Below are 17,487 nucleotides of genomic sequence, written 5' to 3' on the forward strand. Positions count from 1 at the left end.
ACGGCTGTATGGGCGCCGCCGCCACGATAAGAAGGTATAAAAATGCAGGTTACCGAAACGCTCGCTGAAGGGCTGAAGCGCGAAATCAAGGTCGTTATCCCTAAGCAGGATATGGAAGCCGAGCTCAACGTTCGTCTGGCCGATGCCAAGGACAAGGTTCGCATCAACGGATTCCGTCCGGGCAAGGTGCCGCTTTCACACCTCAAGAAGACCTATGGCAAGTCGATCATGGCTGATCTCGTCAACGAGATCGTCCGCGAACGCCCCACCAAGATTCTCTCCGAGCGCGGCGAGAAGTCGGCAACGCAGCCTTCGGTATCGATGACCGAAGACGAGGCGGAGGCCGAAAAGATCCTCAATGCACAGGCTGATTTCGAATTCACCCTGACCTATGAAGTGATCCCGCCGATCGAACTGAAGTCGACTGACGGTATCACCGTTGAGCGCGAAGTCGTTGAAGTGTCTGAAGACGAAGTCAACGAGCAGATCCTCAAGATCGCCGAAAGCGCTCGCACGTTCGAGACAAAGGATGGCGTTGCCGCTGAAGGCGACCGCGTCACCATGAACTACCTCGGCAAGGTCGATGGCGAAGCCTTCGATGGCGGCACTGCTGAAGACGCAGAACTGGTCATCGGTTCCGGTCGCTTCATCCCGGGCTTCGAAGACCAGCTGGTCGGCGTCAAGTCGGGCGACGAAAAGCAGATCACCGTGACCTTCCCGTCCGAATATCCGGCTCCGAACCTGGCTGGCAAGGACGCGACCTTCGACATCACCGTCAAGGACATCGCTGCTCCGGCTGCCGTCGAGATCAACGACGAACTTGCTTCGACGCTCGGCATCGAATCGGTCGATCGTCTGAAGGAAATCGTCCGCGGCCAGATCGAAAGCCAGTACGGCAACGTCACGCGTCAGAAGGTCAAGCGTCAGATCCTCGACCAGCTCGACGAGATGTACAAGTTCGACGCGCCGCAGGGCCTCGTTGACGCCGAGTTCGACAACATCTGGCGCCAGATCAACACCGATCTGCAGCAGTCGGGCAAGACGTTTGAAGACGAAGAAACGACTGAGGAAGAAGCACGCGAAGAATATCGCAAGCTGGCCGAACGTCGCGTCCGTCTCGGCCTGGTTCTCTCCGAAATCGGCGAAAAGGCCGGCGTCGAAGTAACCGAGGAAGAAATGCAGCGTGCGCTTTATGCTCAGCTGCAGCAGTTCCCGGGCCAGCAGAAGGAAATCCTCGATTTCTTCCGTAACACGCCAGGCGCTTCCGCTTCGCTGCGTGCCCCGATCTTTGAAGAAAAGGTCGTCGACCATCTCCTGTCCGAGGTCAAGGTCACCGATAAGACCGTGACGAAGGAAGAGCTGCTCGCCGAAGAAGAAGGCGAAGACGCCGACAAGCCTGCCAAGAAGAAGGCCTCGCCGAAGAAGGCAAAGGCTGAAGCTTCAGACGCTGCAGAAGGCGAAGAAGCTGCTGCTCCGAAGAAGAAGGCAGCACCGAAGAAGAAGGCCGCTGAAGACAGCGCTGAGTAATCTTCTCGAATACGAATTGACGAAGGGCCGGGCAGGAAACTGCTCGGCCTTTTGCGTTGTGTTGCATCACGGCTGCTTGCGAAATCAACATGAATGCATCCGGCCGGCGGCATCCTGAAACCCCAAGACATCCGGCCCATCCCGTGACATAAGGCTCGCCGAACGCGTCCTCACTTTCCGGCAGCCATGATCCGCATCGAGAATATCAGCAAGTCCAACAGTTCCCGCATTCTCTACATCGAGACCTCTGCGGCCCTGAACCGCGGCGAAAAGATCGGTTTGGTCGGTCCGAACGGGGCGGGCAAGACGACTCTGTTCCGGATGATCACCGGCCAGGAGCTGCCCGATGAGGGACAGGTCACGGTCGAGAAGCATGTGACGATCGGCTATTTCAATCAGGACGTCGGAGAAATGTCGGGCGTCAGCGCCGTCACCGAGGTGATGGACGGGGCAGGGCCAGTCAGCAGCGTTGCCGCCGAACTGCGCTCGCTCGAAGCCGCGATGGTCGATCCCGACCGGATGGACGAGATGGATGCCATCATCGATCGCTATGGCGAGGTACAGGCGCGTTATGAGGAGCTGGACGGCTATGGGCTGGAAAGCCGCGCTCGCGAGGTTTTGGCAGGCCTCTCCTTCAGCGAAGAGATGATGGACGGCGACGTCGGCAAACTGTCCGGCGGCTGGAAGATGCGCGTGGCGCTTGCCCGCATCCTCTTGATGCGCCCGGACGTCATGCTGCTGGACGAACCGTCCAACCACCTGGATCTCGAAAGCCTGATCTGGCTTGAGGAGTTCCTCAAGAACTACGACGGCGCCTTGCTGATGACCTCGCATGACCGTGAGTTCATGAACCGGATCGTCAACAAGATCATCGAGATCGATGCCGGATCGCTCAACACCTATGCCGGCGATTACGGCTTTTACGAACAGCAGCGGGCGCAGAACGAGAAGCAGCAGCTGGCCCAGTTCGAGCGGCAGCAGGCGATGCTGGCCAAAGAGATCAAGTTCATCGAGCGCTTCAAGGCGCGCGCGTCGCACGCAGCCCAGGTGCAGAGCCGTGTGAAGAAGCTCGACAAGATCGAGCGGGTGGAACCGCCGCGCCGCCGCCAGACGGTCGCCTTCGAATTCCAGCAGGCACCGCGTTCCGGTGAGGATGTCGCTAACCTCAAGGGCGTCTACAAGGCCTATGGCAGCCGCTTGATCTATGACGGGCTGGATTTCATGATCCGACGCAAGGAACGCTGGTGCATCATGGGCATCAACGGCGCCGGCAAATCGACGCTTCTAAAGCTGATCGCTGGTTCCGCCACACCGGACGTCGGATCTGTCTCGATCGGCGCCAGTGTCAAGATGGGCTATTTCGCCCAGCATGCCATGGATGTGCTGGACGGCGAGCAGACAGTGTTCGAATGGCTGGAGTCCGAGTTTCCGCGGGCCGGGCAGGGCGCGCTTCGAACCCTTGCCGGTTGCTTCGGTTTTTCGGGCGATGATGTGGAGAAGAGATGCCGGGTTCTGTCCGGTGGTGAAAAAGCCCGTCTCGTCATGGCGGCAATGCTGTTTGATCCGCCGAATTTCCTGGTGCTGGACGAGCCCACCAACCACCTGGATCTCGACACCAAGGAAATGCTGATCAAGGCGCTCGCCGACTATGACGGCACGATGCTGTTCGTCAGCCATGACCGGCATTTTCTGGCCGAGCTGTCCAACCGGGTGTTGGAAGTGACCGCGGACGGCGTTCATCGTTTCGATGGCGGCTACACGGAATATGTCGAACGCACGGGTTACGAGGCGCCGGGTCTCGCAAGCTGATCCTGGACCAACCGAAGCATCGTGAGGAGTCACAGTGAGCAGCCTACATCACCGGGTGGTGATGTAGGCACGGTGTCACTCGTGGATCGTGTAGGATCCCATCTTGCAGAGATCCTGCGAGTCTTCGAGGTCCTCGAGGCCTGAATCCTCGGTGAACTCGAAGCGCAGATCGTATTTGCAGACCCTGCGACCGTCAGCGATGGTGATCTCGATACTCTCGCCGGGCTCGAGAACATCCTTGCCGAACACATCTTCTTCCCAGTCGTCAACACCGACGGGCGACGTATAGAAACGCTTAAGCGTGCCGCTGGTCTTGTTCTTCAAGGTAAAGACGAGATCCGAGGCGTTGGATGTAGTGGTGCATGCAAAAAGAGCCGCCAGTGCAGCGGCCGCAATAAGTACAGTCTTTCTCACGGTAGTGTCCCTCAACCCAGAATTGGGGTAGGGAACATCTATCATTTCCATAACCGCAGACAACTAGCATGTTGGTTCATCATTAATTGTAGAGTATTGATAAACCGCAACTAATTAAGCCGTGCAGCATTGTCGGTGTCATCGGCGGAACGCGAGGTATCGCTGTGAAACCCGGCAGGAATACTGCTCAAAGTCCGGTTTAAGCCGCCTTGCTGGAAGCGTCTCTCAAAGCGGCTTGCGATACTGGATAAACCCTGGCGCCACAGCGACACGGTCATAGAGACGCCTCGCGGCTGTGTTGTCTTCCTGCGTCAGCCAGTAGAGCCGACCGGCATTCTGGTCGCGCGCGAGCAGTGCCACCTTCTCGATCAGGGCTTCCCCCACGCCGCGTCCACGCTGGCTGCTGTCGACGTAGAGGTCCTGCAGATAGCAGGTCATGTCAGGTAACCAGGTCGAGCGGTGGAAGACGACATGCACGATGCCGACCATCTGCCCGTTCTCGTCGAAAGCGCCAAGTGCCTGCAGGGGCTCGTCATCATGGTGAAAGCGGGACCACGTGATGTCGTACTGTTCTTTCGGCAGTTCCGACTCGTAGAACTCGAGATAGGCTCTGAACAGGGGTTCCCATGCGGCACGGTCGGCAGGCTCAAGCGGGCGGATTGTCGTCACGGGCATCTCCTCGAGCAAAAAACAGAAACGGCGGGGAGTATACCCCGCCGTTTGCCGAATTCTACTGAAGAGATGAGGCTTAGGCAGCCATGGCCGTCTTCAGGTTTTCATCGATCTTGTCGAGGAAGGCAGTCGTGGACAGCCAAGGCTGTTCCGGGCCGATCAGAAGCGCCAGATCCTTGGTCATGTAGCCCTGTTCGACCGTGTCGACGCAGACGGTTTCGAGCGTGGTGGCAAAGGTTGCCAGTTCGGCGTTGTCATCCAGCTTCGCACGGTGCGCGAGGCCACGGGTCCAGGCGAAGATCGAGGCGATCGAGTTCGTCGAGGTTTCCTGGCCCTTCTGGTGCTGGCGGTAGTGGCGCGTTACCGTGCCATGCGCAGCTTCGGCTTCGACCGTGCGGCCATCCGGCGACAAGAGAACCGAGGTCATCAGGCCGAGCGAGCCGAAGCCCTGCGCAACTGTGTCGGACTGGACGTCGCCGTCGTAGTTCTTGCACGCCCAGACGTAACCGCCGGACCACTTCAGAGCCGATGCGACCATGTCGTCGATCAGGCGGTGTTCGTAGGTGATGCCGATTTCGGCGAACTTCGCCTTGAATTCAGCCTGGTAAACTTCTTCAAAGATATCCTTGAAGCGGCCGTCATAGGCCTTGAGGATGGTGTTCTTGGTCGACAGGTAGACCGGCCACTTCCGCATCAGGCCGTACATCATCGAAGCGCGCGCGAATTCGCGGATCGATTCGTCGAGGTTGTACATCGCCATGGCAACGCCGGCGCCTGGGGCGTCGAACACGTCCTTTTCGATAACCTGGCCGTCTTCACCGACGAACTTGATCGTCAGCTTGCCCTTGCCGGGGAACTTGAAATCGGTCGCCTTGTACTGGTCGCCGAAAGCATGGCGTCCGACAACGATCGGCTTGGTCCAGCCGGGAACGAGGCGCGGCACGTTCTGGCAGATGATCGGCTCGCGGAAGATAACGCCGCCGAGGATGTTGCGGATCGTGCCGTTCGGGCTCTTCCACATCTGCTTGAGATTGAATTCCTTCACGCGGTCTTCGTCCGGCGTGATCGTCGCGCACTTGATGCCGACGCCGTGCTTCTTGATTGCGTGAGCCGCATCGACGGTGACCTGGTCGTTCGTCGCATCACGGTTCTCGACGGAAAGGTCGTAATATTCGATGTCGAGATCGAGATAGGGAAGGATCAGCTTGTCCTTGATGAGCTGCCATATGATGCGGGTCATCTCGTCGCCGTCGAGATCGACGACCGGGTTCGCTACCTTGATCTTCTGCATGGACTTCCTCTTGCCGTAATGGGCCGTTTAGGCCTCAAAAATGATCAACGGGGGCGCTATAGCATCGCGGGGAAGAGAACGCAAAGATGGTGCGGTCTGATATGGCGCGATTCGGTTAGAAAATTGGAACATGCGCTCGCCATCATCATACTGCCTGAAATTGGCCCTCAAGATTGAGCATTGCCAAACATCGGGCGCGGCGTAATGTCCGCCAAAACTCATCGCAGCACTGGATCTATGATATGCGGATACTCCCGCTTCTTTCTCTCTTCACCCTGATTTCCACCGGCGTTCTGGCGGCGGATGTGACCGATCCGGTAAAGGCGGTGATGAAGATCACCGAAGACAACTGGAATACGGTTGATAGTGACTGGAAGTCGCTGTTCGATCCCGAGCCGATCCAGCAGAATTTTAGCAAGTCGTTCCAGACTGCCTACTCGGAAGCGTCCAAGCACCCCGCTTACGAAACCGAAAACAATGCCCCCGGCGATCCGTTCGGCTACGACGTCGTCACGAGTTCGCAGGACGGCTGCCCGCTGAAGGACGTCACCATCGTGCCGGCACCGGCGGCAAATGGCGTGTCGGATGTGAAGGTCACGTTCAAGCAGTGGGCCTGCATCGATGATGCGGAAATGAAGGACAGCGTTTCGGAAGTGCATTTCGACGTCATCGAGGAAGACGGCAAGCCGGTCATCAAGGACATCCACCGCGTTGTCGAGAATGAAAGCGATTCGCTCGTCGAAGAGATGCAATCGATCGCCAAGGGCGAGTAGAGGGAAGCAAACCTTCTGAAAGCCTTGCTCTTCATCCATCCGGCGGCTATCTGCCCAGCCTGAAATTGTTGGGATTAAGCGATGTCAGGTACGAATAGCGAGCGCGAGCTCATTGCCGAGGGCCCGGCCATCATTCTGGTGGAACCGCAACTGGGCGAAAACATCGGCATGGTGGCGCGCGCCATGGCCAATTTCGGCTTGGCGGAACTGCGCCTCGTCAGTCCTCGTGATGGTTGGCCGAACGAGAAGGCGAGGTCTGCCGCGTCGAAGGCCGACCACGTCATCGATGGAGCCGTCGTTTTCGAGACGCTGGAAGACGCGACCCGCGACCTGAACTTCGTCTATGCCACGACGGCGCGCGAACGCTACGGCTTCAAGCCCGTTCGGTCACCGGTCTATGCGGCGTCCACATTGCGTGAGAAATTCAAGGCGGGTGAAAAGACCGGCATTCTGTTTGGCCGCGAACGCTGGGGTTTAAGCAACGAAGAGGTGGCGCTCGCCGACGAGATCGTCACCTTCCCGGTCAATCCGGCCTTCGCCTCGCTCAATATCGCCCAGGCGGTTTTGCTGATGTCCTATGACTGGATGAAATCCGGCATGGACGATATCGAGGAAACCCGCTTCCAGCCGATCGAGCAGCGGCCCTCGACGAAGGACCAAGTGTTCGGCATGTTCGAGCAGATCGAGGAAGCGCTCGATGCCCGAGGCTACTTCCATCCGCCTGAGAAGAAGCCGAAGATGATCGACAATCTGCGCGCGGTCCTTTCGCGGCGGAGCTTTTCGGAGCAGGAAGTCAGCGTGTTTCGCGGCGTGATCAAATCGCTGGATGCGTTTCCACGTCAATGGCCACGAAAAACCACGCCGAGGCAGAAGAAGGCCGACGTGACCGAGGAGACCGAAGGCAATGGCGGCGACGAATGACCTGAAGCCGGTGCTGATGTTCGATTCGGGCATCGGCGGACTGACTGTGCTGCGTGAGGCGCGGGTGCTGATGCCGGAGCGCGGCTTCATCTATGTCGCCGACGACGCTGGTTTCCCTTACGGCGGATGGGAGGAGGAGGCGCTGACGGCGCGGATCCTGTCCCAGTTCGAGCGCCTGCTGAACGACTACCAGCCGGAAATCTCCATCATCGCCTGCAATACAGCGTTCACGCTGGCGGGCGCAGCCCTTCGTGAGCGCTTCCCCGAGATGACCTTCGTCGGCACCGTGCCGGCGATCAAGCCTGCAGCCGAGCGAACCCGATCCGGCCTCGTGTCCGTCCTCGCAACTCCCGGCACCGTCAAGCGCGCCTATACGCGTGATCTGATCCAGTCCTTTGCCACGCAGTGTCACGTGAGGCTTGTCGGGTCGGAAAATCTGGCCCGCATGGCGGAAGCCTATATCCGCGGCGAGACCCTGTCGGACGACTCGGTCCTGTCGGAGATCATGCCCTGCTTCGTCGAGAAGGACGGCCGCAAGACCGATATCGTCGTTCTCGCCTGTACGCATTATCCCTTCATGGCGAACCTGTTCCGCCGCCTGGCGCCCTGGCCGGTCGACTGGCTCGATCCGGCGGAAGCGATCGCTCGACAGGCCCGGCGCAAGGTGCCGCTTCTGGAGGGTGCGCAACACCCCGGCGAATTCGACTTTGCGGTGTTTACCTCTGGCAATCCGGATTTTGCCACGCAGCGGCTGATGCAAGGGTTTGGTTTGCGGGTCTAGCCCTCTTGTCATCGTCTAAATTCGGTGGCTTGCTCGGCCTACCGGATCAGGAGCAGACACGATGTCGATTGAAAACTGGCTGGCCTTCGTCGCCGCATCCGCCATTCTTCTGGCCATTCCCGGACCGACGATTCTGCTCGTCATCTCCTATGCGATGACGCACGGGCGAAAGGTGGCGACTGCGACAGTCGCTGGCGTGGCACTCGGGGACTTCACGGCAATGACCGCCTCGATGCTGGGGTTGGGCGCCTTGCTCGCCACATCTGCGATGCTGTTCACGATCCTCAAATGGGTGGGCGCCGCCTATCTGATCTATCTCGGCATCAAACTGTGGCGCGCACCCGTGATGGATCCAGAGGTCGCAGCCGGCGAGGGGGAGCTGCCGCAGGTAAAGCCGTTGCGCATCCTGCTGCACACCTACGTGGTCACGGCGCTTAATCCGAAAGGCATCGTGTTCTTCGTCGCCTTCCTGCCGCAGTTTCTCGACCTGTCGAAACCGCTTTTCTTCCAGATGGCTGTCTTCGAGATGACGTTTCTGGTTCTGGCGACGATCAACGCAACGCTCTACGGGCTTCTTGCCTCACTGGCCCGCAACCAGATCCGCCGGCCACGGGTGCAGAAAATAGTCAACCGGACCGGTGGTTCGCTGATGATCGGGGCAGGGCTTCTGTCGCTCGGCTTCAAGCGGGCAGCGGCCTGACCGCAAAGCCTGTGCATTTCCTCTCTTGCACGGCGAAACGAATCCCTTTCTCTGTTAGTGAGAATGTTTGGGCGGTCTTTGACCGCGTGTAGACGGCATACGAGGTAAGGCATTGCAGGTCGGCATCGATATGGGAACTCTGACCGGGGGTGATCCGGCCAAGCTCGATATCGAGGAGCTTCTGGCAACGCGTCTCCTCGTTCAGGGCAACTCGGGCTCGGGCAAGTCGCATCTTCTGCGGCGGCTGCTGGAACAGTCCGCACCGTGGGTGCAGCAGGTCGTGATCGATCCGGAAGGTGATTTCGTCACGCTGGCCGACAAATACGGTCATGTCGTCGTCGATGGCGAACGCACCGAAGCCGAACTCGCGGGCATTGCCAACCGTATCCGCAAGAACCGCGTGTCCTGCGTCCTGACCCTCGAAGGCCTTGATCTCGAAGAGCAGATGCGCGCCGCCGCCGCCTTTTTGAACGGCCTGTTCGATGCCGATCGCGACTACTGGTATCCGGTTCTGGTCGTGGTCGACGAAGCCCAGATGTTTGCGCCATCGGTTGGTGGCGACGTCTCCGAAGATGCCCGCAAGATGTCGCTCGGGGCCATGACCAACCTGATGTGCCGCGGCCGTAAGCGCGGTCTTGCTGGTGTCATCGCCACGCAGCGCCTGGCAAAGCTTGCCAAGAACGTCGCGGCCGAGGCCTCCAACTTCCTCATGGGCCGCACCTTTCTCGATATTGACATGGCCCGCGCCGCGGACCTGCTCGGCATGGATCGGCGTCAGGCGGAAATGTTCCGCGATCTGAAGCGCGGCAACTTCGTCGCGCTCGGTCCGGCTCTGTCGCGTCGGCCTCTGCCGATCATCATCGGCAATGTCGAGACATCGGCCCGTTCGTCCAGCCCGAAGCTGATGCCGCTGCCGGATGCGCATCTGGATGTCGAAGGTCTCATCTTCACGCCGGATCCAGAAGAATTCACCCGGCCTTTGACGGCGAACCGCCGCCAGGCGCCGGCGCCACGGCCGACTACGGACATTCTGGCGGAACTCTCGCGCTCGACGCCTGCTTCCCTTCAGCCGGCTGCCGCCGAGCCGCGGACGCCGCTGCCCGTGCTTACGGTCGAGGAGCGTGAGGATCGGCTGATGGCGGTCATGGCCGAGATCCTCGATGATCCGCAATCGGCCTATCGCACGGACGCGGTTCTGTATCAGGACTTCCTTGTTCGCGCCCGCATGCGTCGTCTGCCGGGGCCGCCGCTGTCTCTCAGCGATTTCCGTCGCCGGACAGCGATTGCCCGTTCCGGAGTCGATGCTGCGATGGCATCGAGCGAAGCCTGGACGACGGTGCTGTCCATGTCGAACAGTGTTTCGGATGATCTTCAGGGCGTGTTTCTGATGATGGCAAAGGCGGCACTCGGCGGCGAACCATGCCCGTCCGATGCACGGATTGCCCGCGCCTACGGTACGCACTCCGCGCGCCGCGCACGCCGTCTGCTGGGCTATTTCGAAGAGCAGGGGCTGGTCGTGGTCCATTCCGACTTTACCGGCAAGCGAATCGTCGCGTTTCCGGAGCTGCAGGCGGAAACGGCGCCCGGCAGTGCCGAAGCGCCTGATGAGGGCGATCTCAAGATTGCTGCGGAATAAGCCCGCAGCGACCCGGCTGCTGTTGACATTTTGATGACAGCCGCCTAAAGACCCGCCAACGCCGGGTGGCAACACCGGGTGTTTCAACGACATGTCCCGTGGCACTCTCCGAACGCTTTTCGTGAGAAGCCTGTCAGAACCTCTAAATCGAGGTTCAGAGGAGGGCGTGTTTCCTTCATCCGGTTCGGCAACGAACCGGTGTAACTTTCTGAAAGGAAATACGATGAGCAAGCGCGAATCGTCTAAGTACAAAATCGATCGCCGTATGGGCGAAAACATCTGGGGCCGCCCGAAGTCGCCGGTTAACCGCCGCGAATACGGTCCTGGCCAGCACGGTCAGCGCCGCAAGGGCAAGCTTTCCGACTTCGGTGTGCAGCTGCGCGCCAAGCAGAAGCTGAAGGGCTACTACGGCGACATCCGCGAGAAGCAGTTCCGCGCGATCTATGAAGAAGCCAACCGCCGCAAGGGCGACACCGGTGAAAACTTGATCGGCCTGCTGGAATCGCGTCTGGACGCCATCGTCTACCGCGCAAAGTTCGTCCCGACGGTGTTCGCTGCTCGTCAGTTCGTCAACCACGGCCACGTCACGGTCAATGGCGTCAAGGTCAACATCGGTTCGTACCGCTGCAAGGCTGGCGACGTTGTCGAAGTTCGCCAGAAGTCGAAGCAGATGGTCACCGTTCTGGAAGCCGTTTCGCTCGCTGAACGCGACGTTCCTGACTACATCGAAGTCGATCACAACAAGATGGTTGCCACCTTCGCTCGCATCCCGAGCCTGGCCGATGTACCCTACGCGGTCATCATGGAACCGTCGCTGGTCGTCGAATTCTACTCGCGTTAATAGCGACACCATTTCAGACAAATGGCCCCGAGAGGGGCCATTTTTGTATCTGGTGTCATGTCGAACCCACAAAAAAAGCCGCTCCTTTCGGGGCGGCTTTTTGCTTGTCTCTTACAGTCATTCTTACCTGGAAGAGGTTTTCTTCTTTTCCGCCGTAACAGACGTCTCGACAGTAGTCGACGTGTTGGTGTCCGTCAGCTGGACCGTCTCGTGTTGTGCATCGCCCTTCGGCAGCTCGCCCATCCGGTTCCAGGCATCAAGGCCGGCGATCTTGTAGGCTTCGGCAAGCGTCGGGTAGTTGAAGGTGTTCTCGACGAAATATTCGACGGTACCCTTCAGGTTGAGAACCGCCTGGCCGATATGCACGAGTTCGGTGGCGTTTTCGCCGATGATGTGCACGCCGAGAAGGCGGCGCGTCTTCAATGAGAAGATCAGCTTCAACATGCCGTGGTCGAGGCCCATGATGTGGCCGCGCGAAGTCTCGCGGAAACGGGCGATACCGCATTCGTAGGGAATGCCGCGCTCCTTCATTTCCTCTTCCGTCAGGCCGCAGGTCGAAATCTCCGGCACGGCGTAGATCCCGTAGGGAAAATACTTCGGTGGCTCCTTGGCAATTGCGCCGACGGCGACGCGAGCGGCAATTCGGCCCTGTTCCATCGATGTCGAGGCAAGGCTCGGAAAGCCGATGACATCGCCCGCGGCATAGATGCCGGGGACGGAGGTCTCGAAGGTTTCCGGATTGACCTTCAGACGGCCGCGGTTATCGGCGTCGAGGCCGGCTGCTGCCAGGTTGAGGCTGTCGGTCGCGCCCATGCGGCCGGCGGCAAACAGCACCATGTCGGTGATGATCTTACGGCCGGTATCGATCGTGACCGAGACCTTGCCGTCGGGAAGGTGCTCCACCTTCTCGACCTTCTGGCCCAGCAACAGCTTCATGTTGCGGTCGCGCAGCTGGTAGGTGAAATCCTCGATGATCTCCTTGTCGATGAAGTCGAGCATCGTCGCCTTCGGATCGATGACGGTGACGGCGGTGTCGAGAGCGGAGAAGATCGTCGCATATTCGATACCGATAACGCCGGCACCGATGACGACCATCGAGCGCGGCAGTTTTTCGATTTCGAGCAGTTCGTCGCTGTCGATGACCGTCTTGCCGTCGAAGGGCATGTAGTCGGGGCGGAACGGGCGCGTGCCGACGGCAAGCAGGATGCTTTTGGCTTTGACCTGAACCGCCTCTCCGTCGTCCTTCAGCACTTCCATCGTATCGGTCGACAGAAAGCTCGCCTTGCCACGAAGGTGCTGGACGCGGTTGCGGGCGAACTGGTGTTCGAGCACCTCGACTTCATGGTCGAGCGTGATCAGCAACCGGCGGCGAAGGTCTTCGGCACTGATCTCTTCCTTGACCCGGTAGGATCGGCCGTAGAAACCGCGCTCGCGCCACCCGGAGAGGTTCAGCGCGGTTTCGCGCAGCGTCTTCGAGGGGATGGTGCCGGTATGCACGGAAACGCCGCCCACCCGTCGGCCCTGCTCGATGACGAGCACTTTCCGGTCGAGCTTGGCGGCTTGAATGGCTGCGCGGCGACCGGCAGGGCCGCTGCCGACAACAATGAGGTCGTACTGGTTCATGGACTGCTCCGCTTCTCGAATCCCGCTGTTACGCTGCAATAGCCTACCTCCGTCGTCTCCTACCAATCTATTCTGAATGTTTGATTGCAGGAAAGGCCGCAAGCGTAGAACGGCTGTCTCGGGTTGCGTATGTTTTGTGCAGAAAAATAGGATGCACAAAAAACGTCTTGACCCTCGCCGGGAAATGTCTTTCATTCGAACCAATCATGAATTGGTCCGGACAATGGTACGTTCAATGCAGACCGAACCCCAAGACAATTCCTACTACGCGTTGGAGAAGCTCCGCGATCTGATTCACTCGGAGAAATTCGGAGCGGAAGGGCGGCTGCCGACGGAGCGGGCGCTTGCTGAAACGCTCAATGTCGGGCGCCGTGCTGTTCGACGGGCGCTTGAGGTGCTCGAGTCGGAGGGGCTGATCTGGCGCCGCCAGGGTGCCGGAACCTTTGTCGGCGAAAAGCCTGACGGCTGGAGCGACCACGTCGACGCGCTGGTTGCCGGTACCGACATCATGGAAATCATGGAGGTTCGCCTTCGCCTGGAGCCACAGCTCGCCCAGCTTGCAGCGATGCGTGCAAAGCCCGCCGAAATCGAGCGCATGCGCTACCTGGCAGACAAGACCGGCCAGAGTTCGGATGCGGATTCCAAGGAACTCTGGGATGGATCGCTGCACCGCCAGATCGCGCAAAGCGCCGGCAACAAGCTGTTCCTGTCGATCTTCGACGTGGTCAACCGCATCCGTCAGGATGCCGCGTGGCAATCCATTCGTGAGCGTGCGCGCAAGACCGGAACCAATGGCCGCACGTCGTACCAGCAGCATATCGCAATCGTCGACGCCATCGCCGCCCGCGATCCGGGCCGGGCAGGCGAGGCGATGCGCGAGCATCTTCTGATGCACCACGAGCGGCTGATCCGGGCCACCTCGCTCGAGGCCCTCGATGACCATTCGCCGGAAGGCGAGCAGATCGGTATCCGTGACGACGACACGCTCAGCGTTGCGTCCTAGCCATCCCAGACTGCCGGCCACAAAGGCCGGCCAACAAGAACAATGACCGACAAACCTGAATGGACCAGAGGAACAATGATGAAGAAATTTTCCACGCTCACTGCCGCACTGCTCGCCAGCGCGATCATGTCTCTGCCTGCCATGGCAAGCGAATTGCGCATCGGTCTCAATGACGATGCCGACGTTCTCGATCCGGCGCAGTCGCGCACCTTCGTCGGCCGCATCGTCTATACCGCGATGTGCGATAAGCTGGTCGACATCTCGCAGGATATGAAGATCATTCCGCAGCTTGCGACCGAATGGAACTGGTCTGAAGGCGGCACGGTGCTGACCATGAAGATCCGCGACGGCGTCAAGTTCCACGACGGCGAAACGCTGGATGCCGCAGCCGTCGTCGCAACGATCGAGCGCAACATGACGCTGCCGGAGTCGCGCCGCAAGAGCGAGCTTTCCTCGGTCGCCAAGGTCGAGGCCAGCGGCCCGCTTGAGGTCAAGTTCATGCTTAAGTCTCCGGACGTGACGCTTCTCGCCCAGCTTTCCGACCGTGCCGGCATGATCGTTGCGCCGAAGGCCGCCAAGGAACTCGGCGCCAATTTTGGCTCGAAGCCGGTCTGCGCCGGTCCGTTCAAGTTTGTCGAGCGCATCCAGCAGGACCGTATCGTGCTCGAGAAGTTCGCCGACTACTGGGACAAGGACCGGATCCTCGTCGACAAGATCACCTATCTGCCAATCCCGGATACGACCGTGAAGCTTGCCAACCTGCGGTCGGGTGACCTCGATATCGCCGAGCGCATCTCGGCGTCCGATGCCGAATCGGTCAAGAGCGACCCGAACCTCACCTATGCCGACGTCATCGGCCCGGGCTACATGGCGATGTATGTCAACCTCGCCAACGGTCCCCGTGCGGACAACCCGCTCGGCAAGGACAAGCGCCTTCGCCAGGCCTTCTCGCTGGCGATCGACCGCGAAGCAATCGGCCAGATCGTCTTCGAAGGCACGTCGCTTGCCGGTAACCAGCCGTTCCCGTCGTCCAGCCCCTGGTTCAACAAGGACCTGCCGGTGCCGGCGCGCGATATCGAAAAGGCGAAGCAGCTCATGAAGGAAGCGGGCCACGAGACGCTCGACATCGAGCTGCAGCACGCCAACAGCACCACCCAGACCCAGATGATGCAGGTCATCCAGTCGATGGTGGCGGAAGCGGGCTTCAACGTCACGCTGAAGGCAACCGAATTTGCGACGCTTCTGTCGGAACAGACGGCCGGCAACTACCAGCTCAGCCGCTCCGACTGGTCCGGCCGTATCGATCCCGATGGCAACCTGCACCAGTTCGTCACCTGCAAGGGCGGCATCAACGACGTGAAGTACTGCAATCCGGAAGTCGACAAGCTCCTGAATGAAGCCCGCACATCGCCGGATGAAGCGGTCCGCAAGGAAAAGTATGATGCCGCAGGCGTCATCCTCAACGATGACATGCCGATCATCTACCTCGGCCACCAGCCCTACGCCTATGCCATCTCCAACAAGGTCGACGGTTTCGTACCGTCGCCCGACGGCATGATGCGCTTCCTCGGCGTCTCCAAGAAGTAATCCGACATCGAATGCCGCGCGGAAGAGATTCCGCGCGGTCACCTGAAATCACGAGGGCGATGCCATGCCTGTCTATATCGGAAAGCGCCTGCTGGTCGCGATCCCGACCCTGCTGATCATCTCGATCTTCGTCTTCTCGCTGCAGAAACTGCTGCCGGGCGACCCCATCCTCGCCATGGCCGGTGAAGAGCGGGATCCCGCGACGATCGAATTCCTGCGCGAAAAGTATCACCTCAACGATCCCATCATCACCCAGTATCTCTCCTGGGTTGGCGGCATTCTGGTCGGCGACTTCGGCGTGTCTCTGCGCACCAATCAGCCGGTGCTGGAACTGATCGGCCAGAAACTGCCCGTCACGATCCAGCTCGCGGTCATGGCCATGATCCTTGCCATGTTGATCGGCATTCCGGCCGGCATTCTGGCAGCGGTCTACAAGAACCGCACGCTCGATTACGTCGCCAATGTCGTCGCGCTGTCTGGCCTCTCGATCCCGAATTTCTGGCTGGGAATCATGCTGATCCTGCTGGTGTCGGTCAATCTTGGCTGGCTGCCGGCATCCGGCTACGAATCGATTTTCGTCGATCCCGTACGCTCGCTCAAAACCATGATCATGCCGGCCTTCGTCCTCTCGACGGCGCTCGCGGCGCAGCTGATGCGCCATACCCGCTCGGCCATGCTCGGCGTGTTGAGCTCCGACTATATCCGCACTGCCCGTGCCAAGGGTCTGTCGCCGCGAGAGGTCATTCTCAGCCACACGTTCCGCAACGCGCTTCTGCCGATCATCACCCTGTCGGCGCTGCTGTTCGGCGAGCTGCTCGGCGGTGCCGTCCTCACGGAGCAGATCTTCACCATCCCGGGCTTTGGCAAGCTGACCGTCGATGCCGTCTTTACCCGCGACTATGCCGTCGTTCAGGGCATCGTCATGTGCACGGCCATCGGCTTTATCGTCATGAACCTCATTGCCGATATTCTCTACGTTCTCCTCAACCCCCGTCTGAGGGCAACGCTATGACCGCTATCGAACAGACCGCACCGATCGCAAAACCGCGCCAGAAAAGCAGGGCATGGCGCAAGATGCGCGCCAACCGCGGCTCGATGGTCGGCATGGTGATCATCGCCTTTTTCGCCATCCTCGCCATCGCCGCCCCGATCCTGCCGATTGCCGACCCGATCGCGACCAGCTGGTCGGCACTGCGCAAGGCACCGTCTGCCGCCCATTGGCTCGGCACCGATGATCTTGGCCGCGATATCCTGTCGCGCATGATCTGGGGTGCCCGTGCCTCGCTGATGGCAGGGGTCGTCTCCGTTGGCATCGCGGTTGCCATCGGCGTGCCGTTCGGACTTCTGTCGGGTTATTTCGGCGGCTGGGTCGATCAGGTCATCCAGCGTGTGACAGAAGCGCTGCTGGCGATGCCGTTCCTGATCACCGCGATCGCGCTTGCCGCCTTCCTCGGCCCGAGCCTCACCAACGCGATGATCGCCATCGGCCTGTCTGCCATGCCGGTCTTCGTGCGTCTCACCCGCGGCCAGGTGCTTGCGGTGAAGACGGAGGATTATGTCGAGGGCGCACGGTCGATTGGCCTCAACCACGTCGACATCATGACCCGCTACATCCTGCCGAACGTGTTTGCCCCGATCATCGTTCAGGCCACCTTGACGGTGGCGACCGCCATCATCGCCGAAGCCAGCCTGTCCTTCCTCGGCCTCGGTCAGCAGGCACCGGCCCCGAGCTGGGGTTCGATGCTGAACACGGCCAAGAACTTTCTGAGCCAGGCACCGTGGATGGCCATGTGGCCAGGGATTGCAATCTTCCTCGTCGTCATCGGCTTCAACCTTCTTGGCGACGGCCTGCGCGATGCACTGGATCCGCGCGAGGCGTAACGCCCGGCGGACAAGAGAATTATACAAG

The 17,487-nt window shown here is 60.0% G+C and carries 16 protein-coding genes; 12 read left to right on the forward strand and 4 right to left on the reverse strand.

The window, feature by feature from the left end; genetic code table 11:
* Positions 1–42: 42 nt before the first annotated feature.
* Positions 43–1,527: a trigger factor gene (gene tig, locus BLW69_RS12170; RefSeq protein WP_092662122.1), complete on the forward strand. Its 1,485-nt coding sequence runs from the start codon at positions 43–45 to the stop codon at positions 1,525–1,527.
* Between the two features lie 186 nt (positions 1,528–1,713).
* Positions 1,714–3,336 (forward strand): ABC-F family ATP-binding cassette domain-containing protein, encoded by a 1,623-nt coding sequence (locus BLW69_RS12175; protein WP_092662124.1) that lies wholly within the window; start codon positions 1,714–1,716, stop codon positions 3,334–3,336.
* Positions 3,337–3,411: 75 nt separating this feature from the next.
* Here BLW69_RS12175 and BLW69_RS12180 read toward each other — a convergent pair whose 3' ends face one another.
* The 3 genes from BLW69_RS12180 to BLW69_RS12190 all read right to left on the reverse strand — a co-directional run bounded on the left by BLW69_RS12180 (position 3,412) and on the right by BLW69_RS12190 (position 5,713).
* Positions 3,412–3,750, reverse strand: a complete 339-nt coding sequence (locus BLW69_RS12180; protein ID WP_092662126.1) for a hypothetical protein — start codon at positions 3,748–3,750, stop codon at positions 3,412–3,414.
* Between the two features lie 225 nt (positions 3,751–3,975).
* Positions 3,976–4,419 (reverse strand): GNAT family N-acetyltransferase, encoded by a 444-nt coding sequence (locus tag BLW69_RS12185; protein ID WP_244508807.1) that lies wholly within the window; start codon positions 4,417–4,419, stop codon positions 3,976–3,978.
* Between the two features lie 79 nt (positions 4,420–4,498).
* Entirely contained in the window at positions 4,499–5,713 is a 1,215-nt protein-coding gene (locus tag BLW69_RS12190; RefSeq protein ID WP_062457500.1) for an NADP-dependent isocitrate dehydrogenase, read from the reverse strand.
* 242 nt (positions 5,714–5,955) lie between these two features.
* On the opposite strand from BLW69_RS12190, the gene BLW69_RS12195 reads away from it, so the two are divergent.
* The 6 genes from BLW69_RS12195 (at position 5,956) to rpsD (ending at position 11,365) form a co-directional block, all read left to right on the forward strand.
* Entirely contained in the window at positions 5,956–6,486 is a 531-nt protein-coding gene (locus tag BLW69_RS12195; RefSeq protein ID WP_062457497.1) for a hypothetical protein, read from the forward strand.
* 81 nt (positions 6,487–6,567) lie between these two features.
* On the forward strand, positions 6,568–7,407 hold the full coding sequence (locus BLW69_RS12200) for an RNA methyltransferase (RefSeq protein ID WP_062580361.1): 840 nt from the start codon (positions 6,568–6,570) through the stop codon (positions 7,405–7,407).
* Positions 7,391–8,188 (forward strand): glutamate racemase, encoded by a 798-nt coding sequence (gene murI, locus BLW69_RS12205; protein ID WP_092662128.1) that lies wholly within the window; start codon positions 7,391–7,393, stop codon positions 8,186–8,188. The genes BLW69_RS12200 and murI overlap by 17 nt, the downstream gene beginning before the upstream one ends.
* Before the next feature lie 61 nt (positions 8,189–8,249).
* Positions 8,250–8,888 carry a LysE family translocator gene (locus tag BLW69_RS12210; RefSeq protein ID WP_092662130.1) on the forward strand — a complete coding sequence of 213 codons (639 nt, stop codon included), beginning with the start codon at positions 8,250–8,252 and terminating at the stop codon, positions 8,886–8,888.
* A 112-nt stretch (positions 8,889–9,000) separates the two neighbouring features.
* Positions 9,001–10,524: a helicase HerA domain-containing protein gene (locus tag BLW69_RS12215; RefSeq protein ID WP_062457485.1), complete on the forward strand. Its 1,524-nt coding sequence runs from the start codon at positions 9,001–9,003 to the stop codon at positions 10,522–10,524.
* Between the two features lie 223 nt (positions 10,525–10,747).
* Positions 10,748–11,365 (forward strand): 30S ribosomal protein S4, encoded by a 618-nt coding sequence (rpsD, locus tag BLW69_RS12220; protein WP_062457482.1) that lies wholly within the window; start codon positions 10,748–10,750, stop codon positions 11,363–11,365.
* Positions 11,366–11,488: 123 nt separating this feature from the next.
* Here the strand turns inward: rpsD and sthA are convergent, their stop codons facing one another.
* Positions 11,489–12,988, reverse strand: a complete 1,500-nt coding sequence (gene sthA / locus BLW69_RS12225; protein ID WP_244508808.1) for a Si-specific NAD(P)(+) transhydrogenase — start codon at positions 12,986–12,988, stop codon at positions 11,489–11,491.
* Between the two features lie 235 nt (positions 12,989–13,223).
* Here sthA and BLW69_RS12230 point away from each other — a divergent pair, with 235 nt between their 5' ends.
* From BLW69_RS12230 to BLW69_RS12245, 4 genes are all read left to right on the forward strand, one after another.
* Positions 13,224–13,991: a FadR/GntR family transcriptional regulator gene (locus BLW69_RS12230; protein ID WP_092662132.1), complete on the forward strand. Its 768-nt coding sequence runs from the start codon at positions 13,224–13,226 to the stop codon at positions 13,989–13,991.
* Between the two features lie 78 nt (positions 13,992–14,069).
* Positions 14,070–15,578, forward strand: a complete 1,509-nt coding sequence (locus BLW69_RS12235; protein ID WP_092662134.1) for an ABC transporter substrate-binding protein — start codon at positions 14,070–14,072, stop codon at positions 15,576–15,578.
* A 64-nt stretch (positions 15,579–15,642) separates the two neighbouring features.
* Positions 15,643–16,590, forward strand: a complete 948-nt coding sequence (locus BLW69_RS12240) for an ABC transporter permease (RefSeq protein ID WP_092662136.1) — start codon at positions 15,643–15,645, stop codon at positions 16,588–16,590.
* On the forward strand, positions 16,587–17,459 hold the full coding sequence (locus BLW69_RS12245; RefSeq protein WP_162759419.1) for an ABC transporter permease: 873 nt from the start codon (positions 16,587–16,589) through the stop codon (positions 17,457–17,459). The genes BLW69_RS12240 and BLW69_RS12245 overlap by 4 nt, the downstream gene beginning before the upstream one ends.
* Positions 17,460–17,487: the final 28 nt, after the last annotated feature.

Source organism: Rhizobium sp. NFR12 (assembly GCF_900108545.1).
In the GTDB taxonomy this organism is placed as follows: Bacteria; Pseudomonadota; Alphaproteobacteria; order Rhizobiales; family Rhizobiaceae; genus Neorhizobium; species Neorhizobium soli.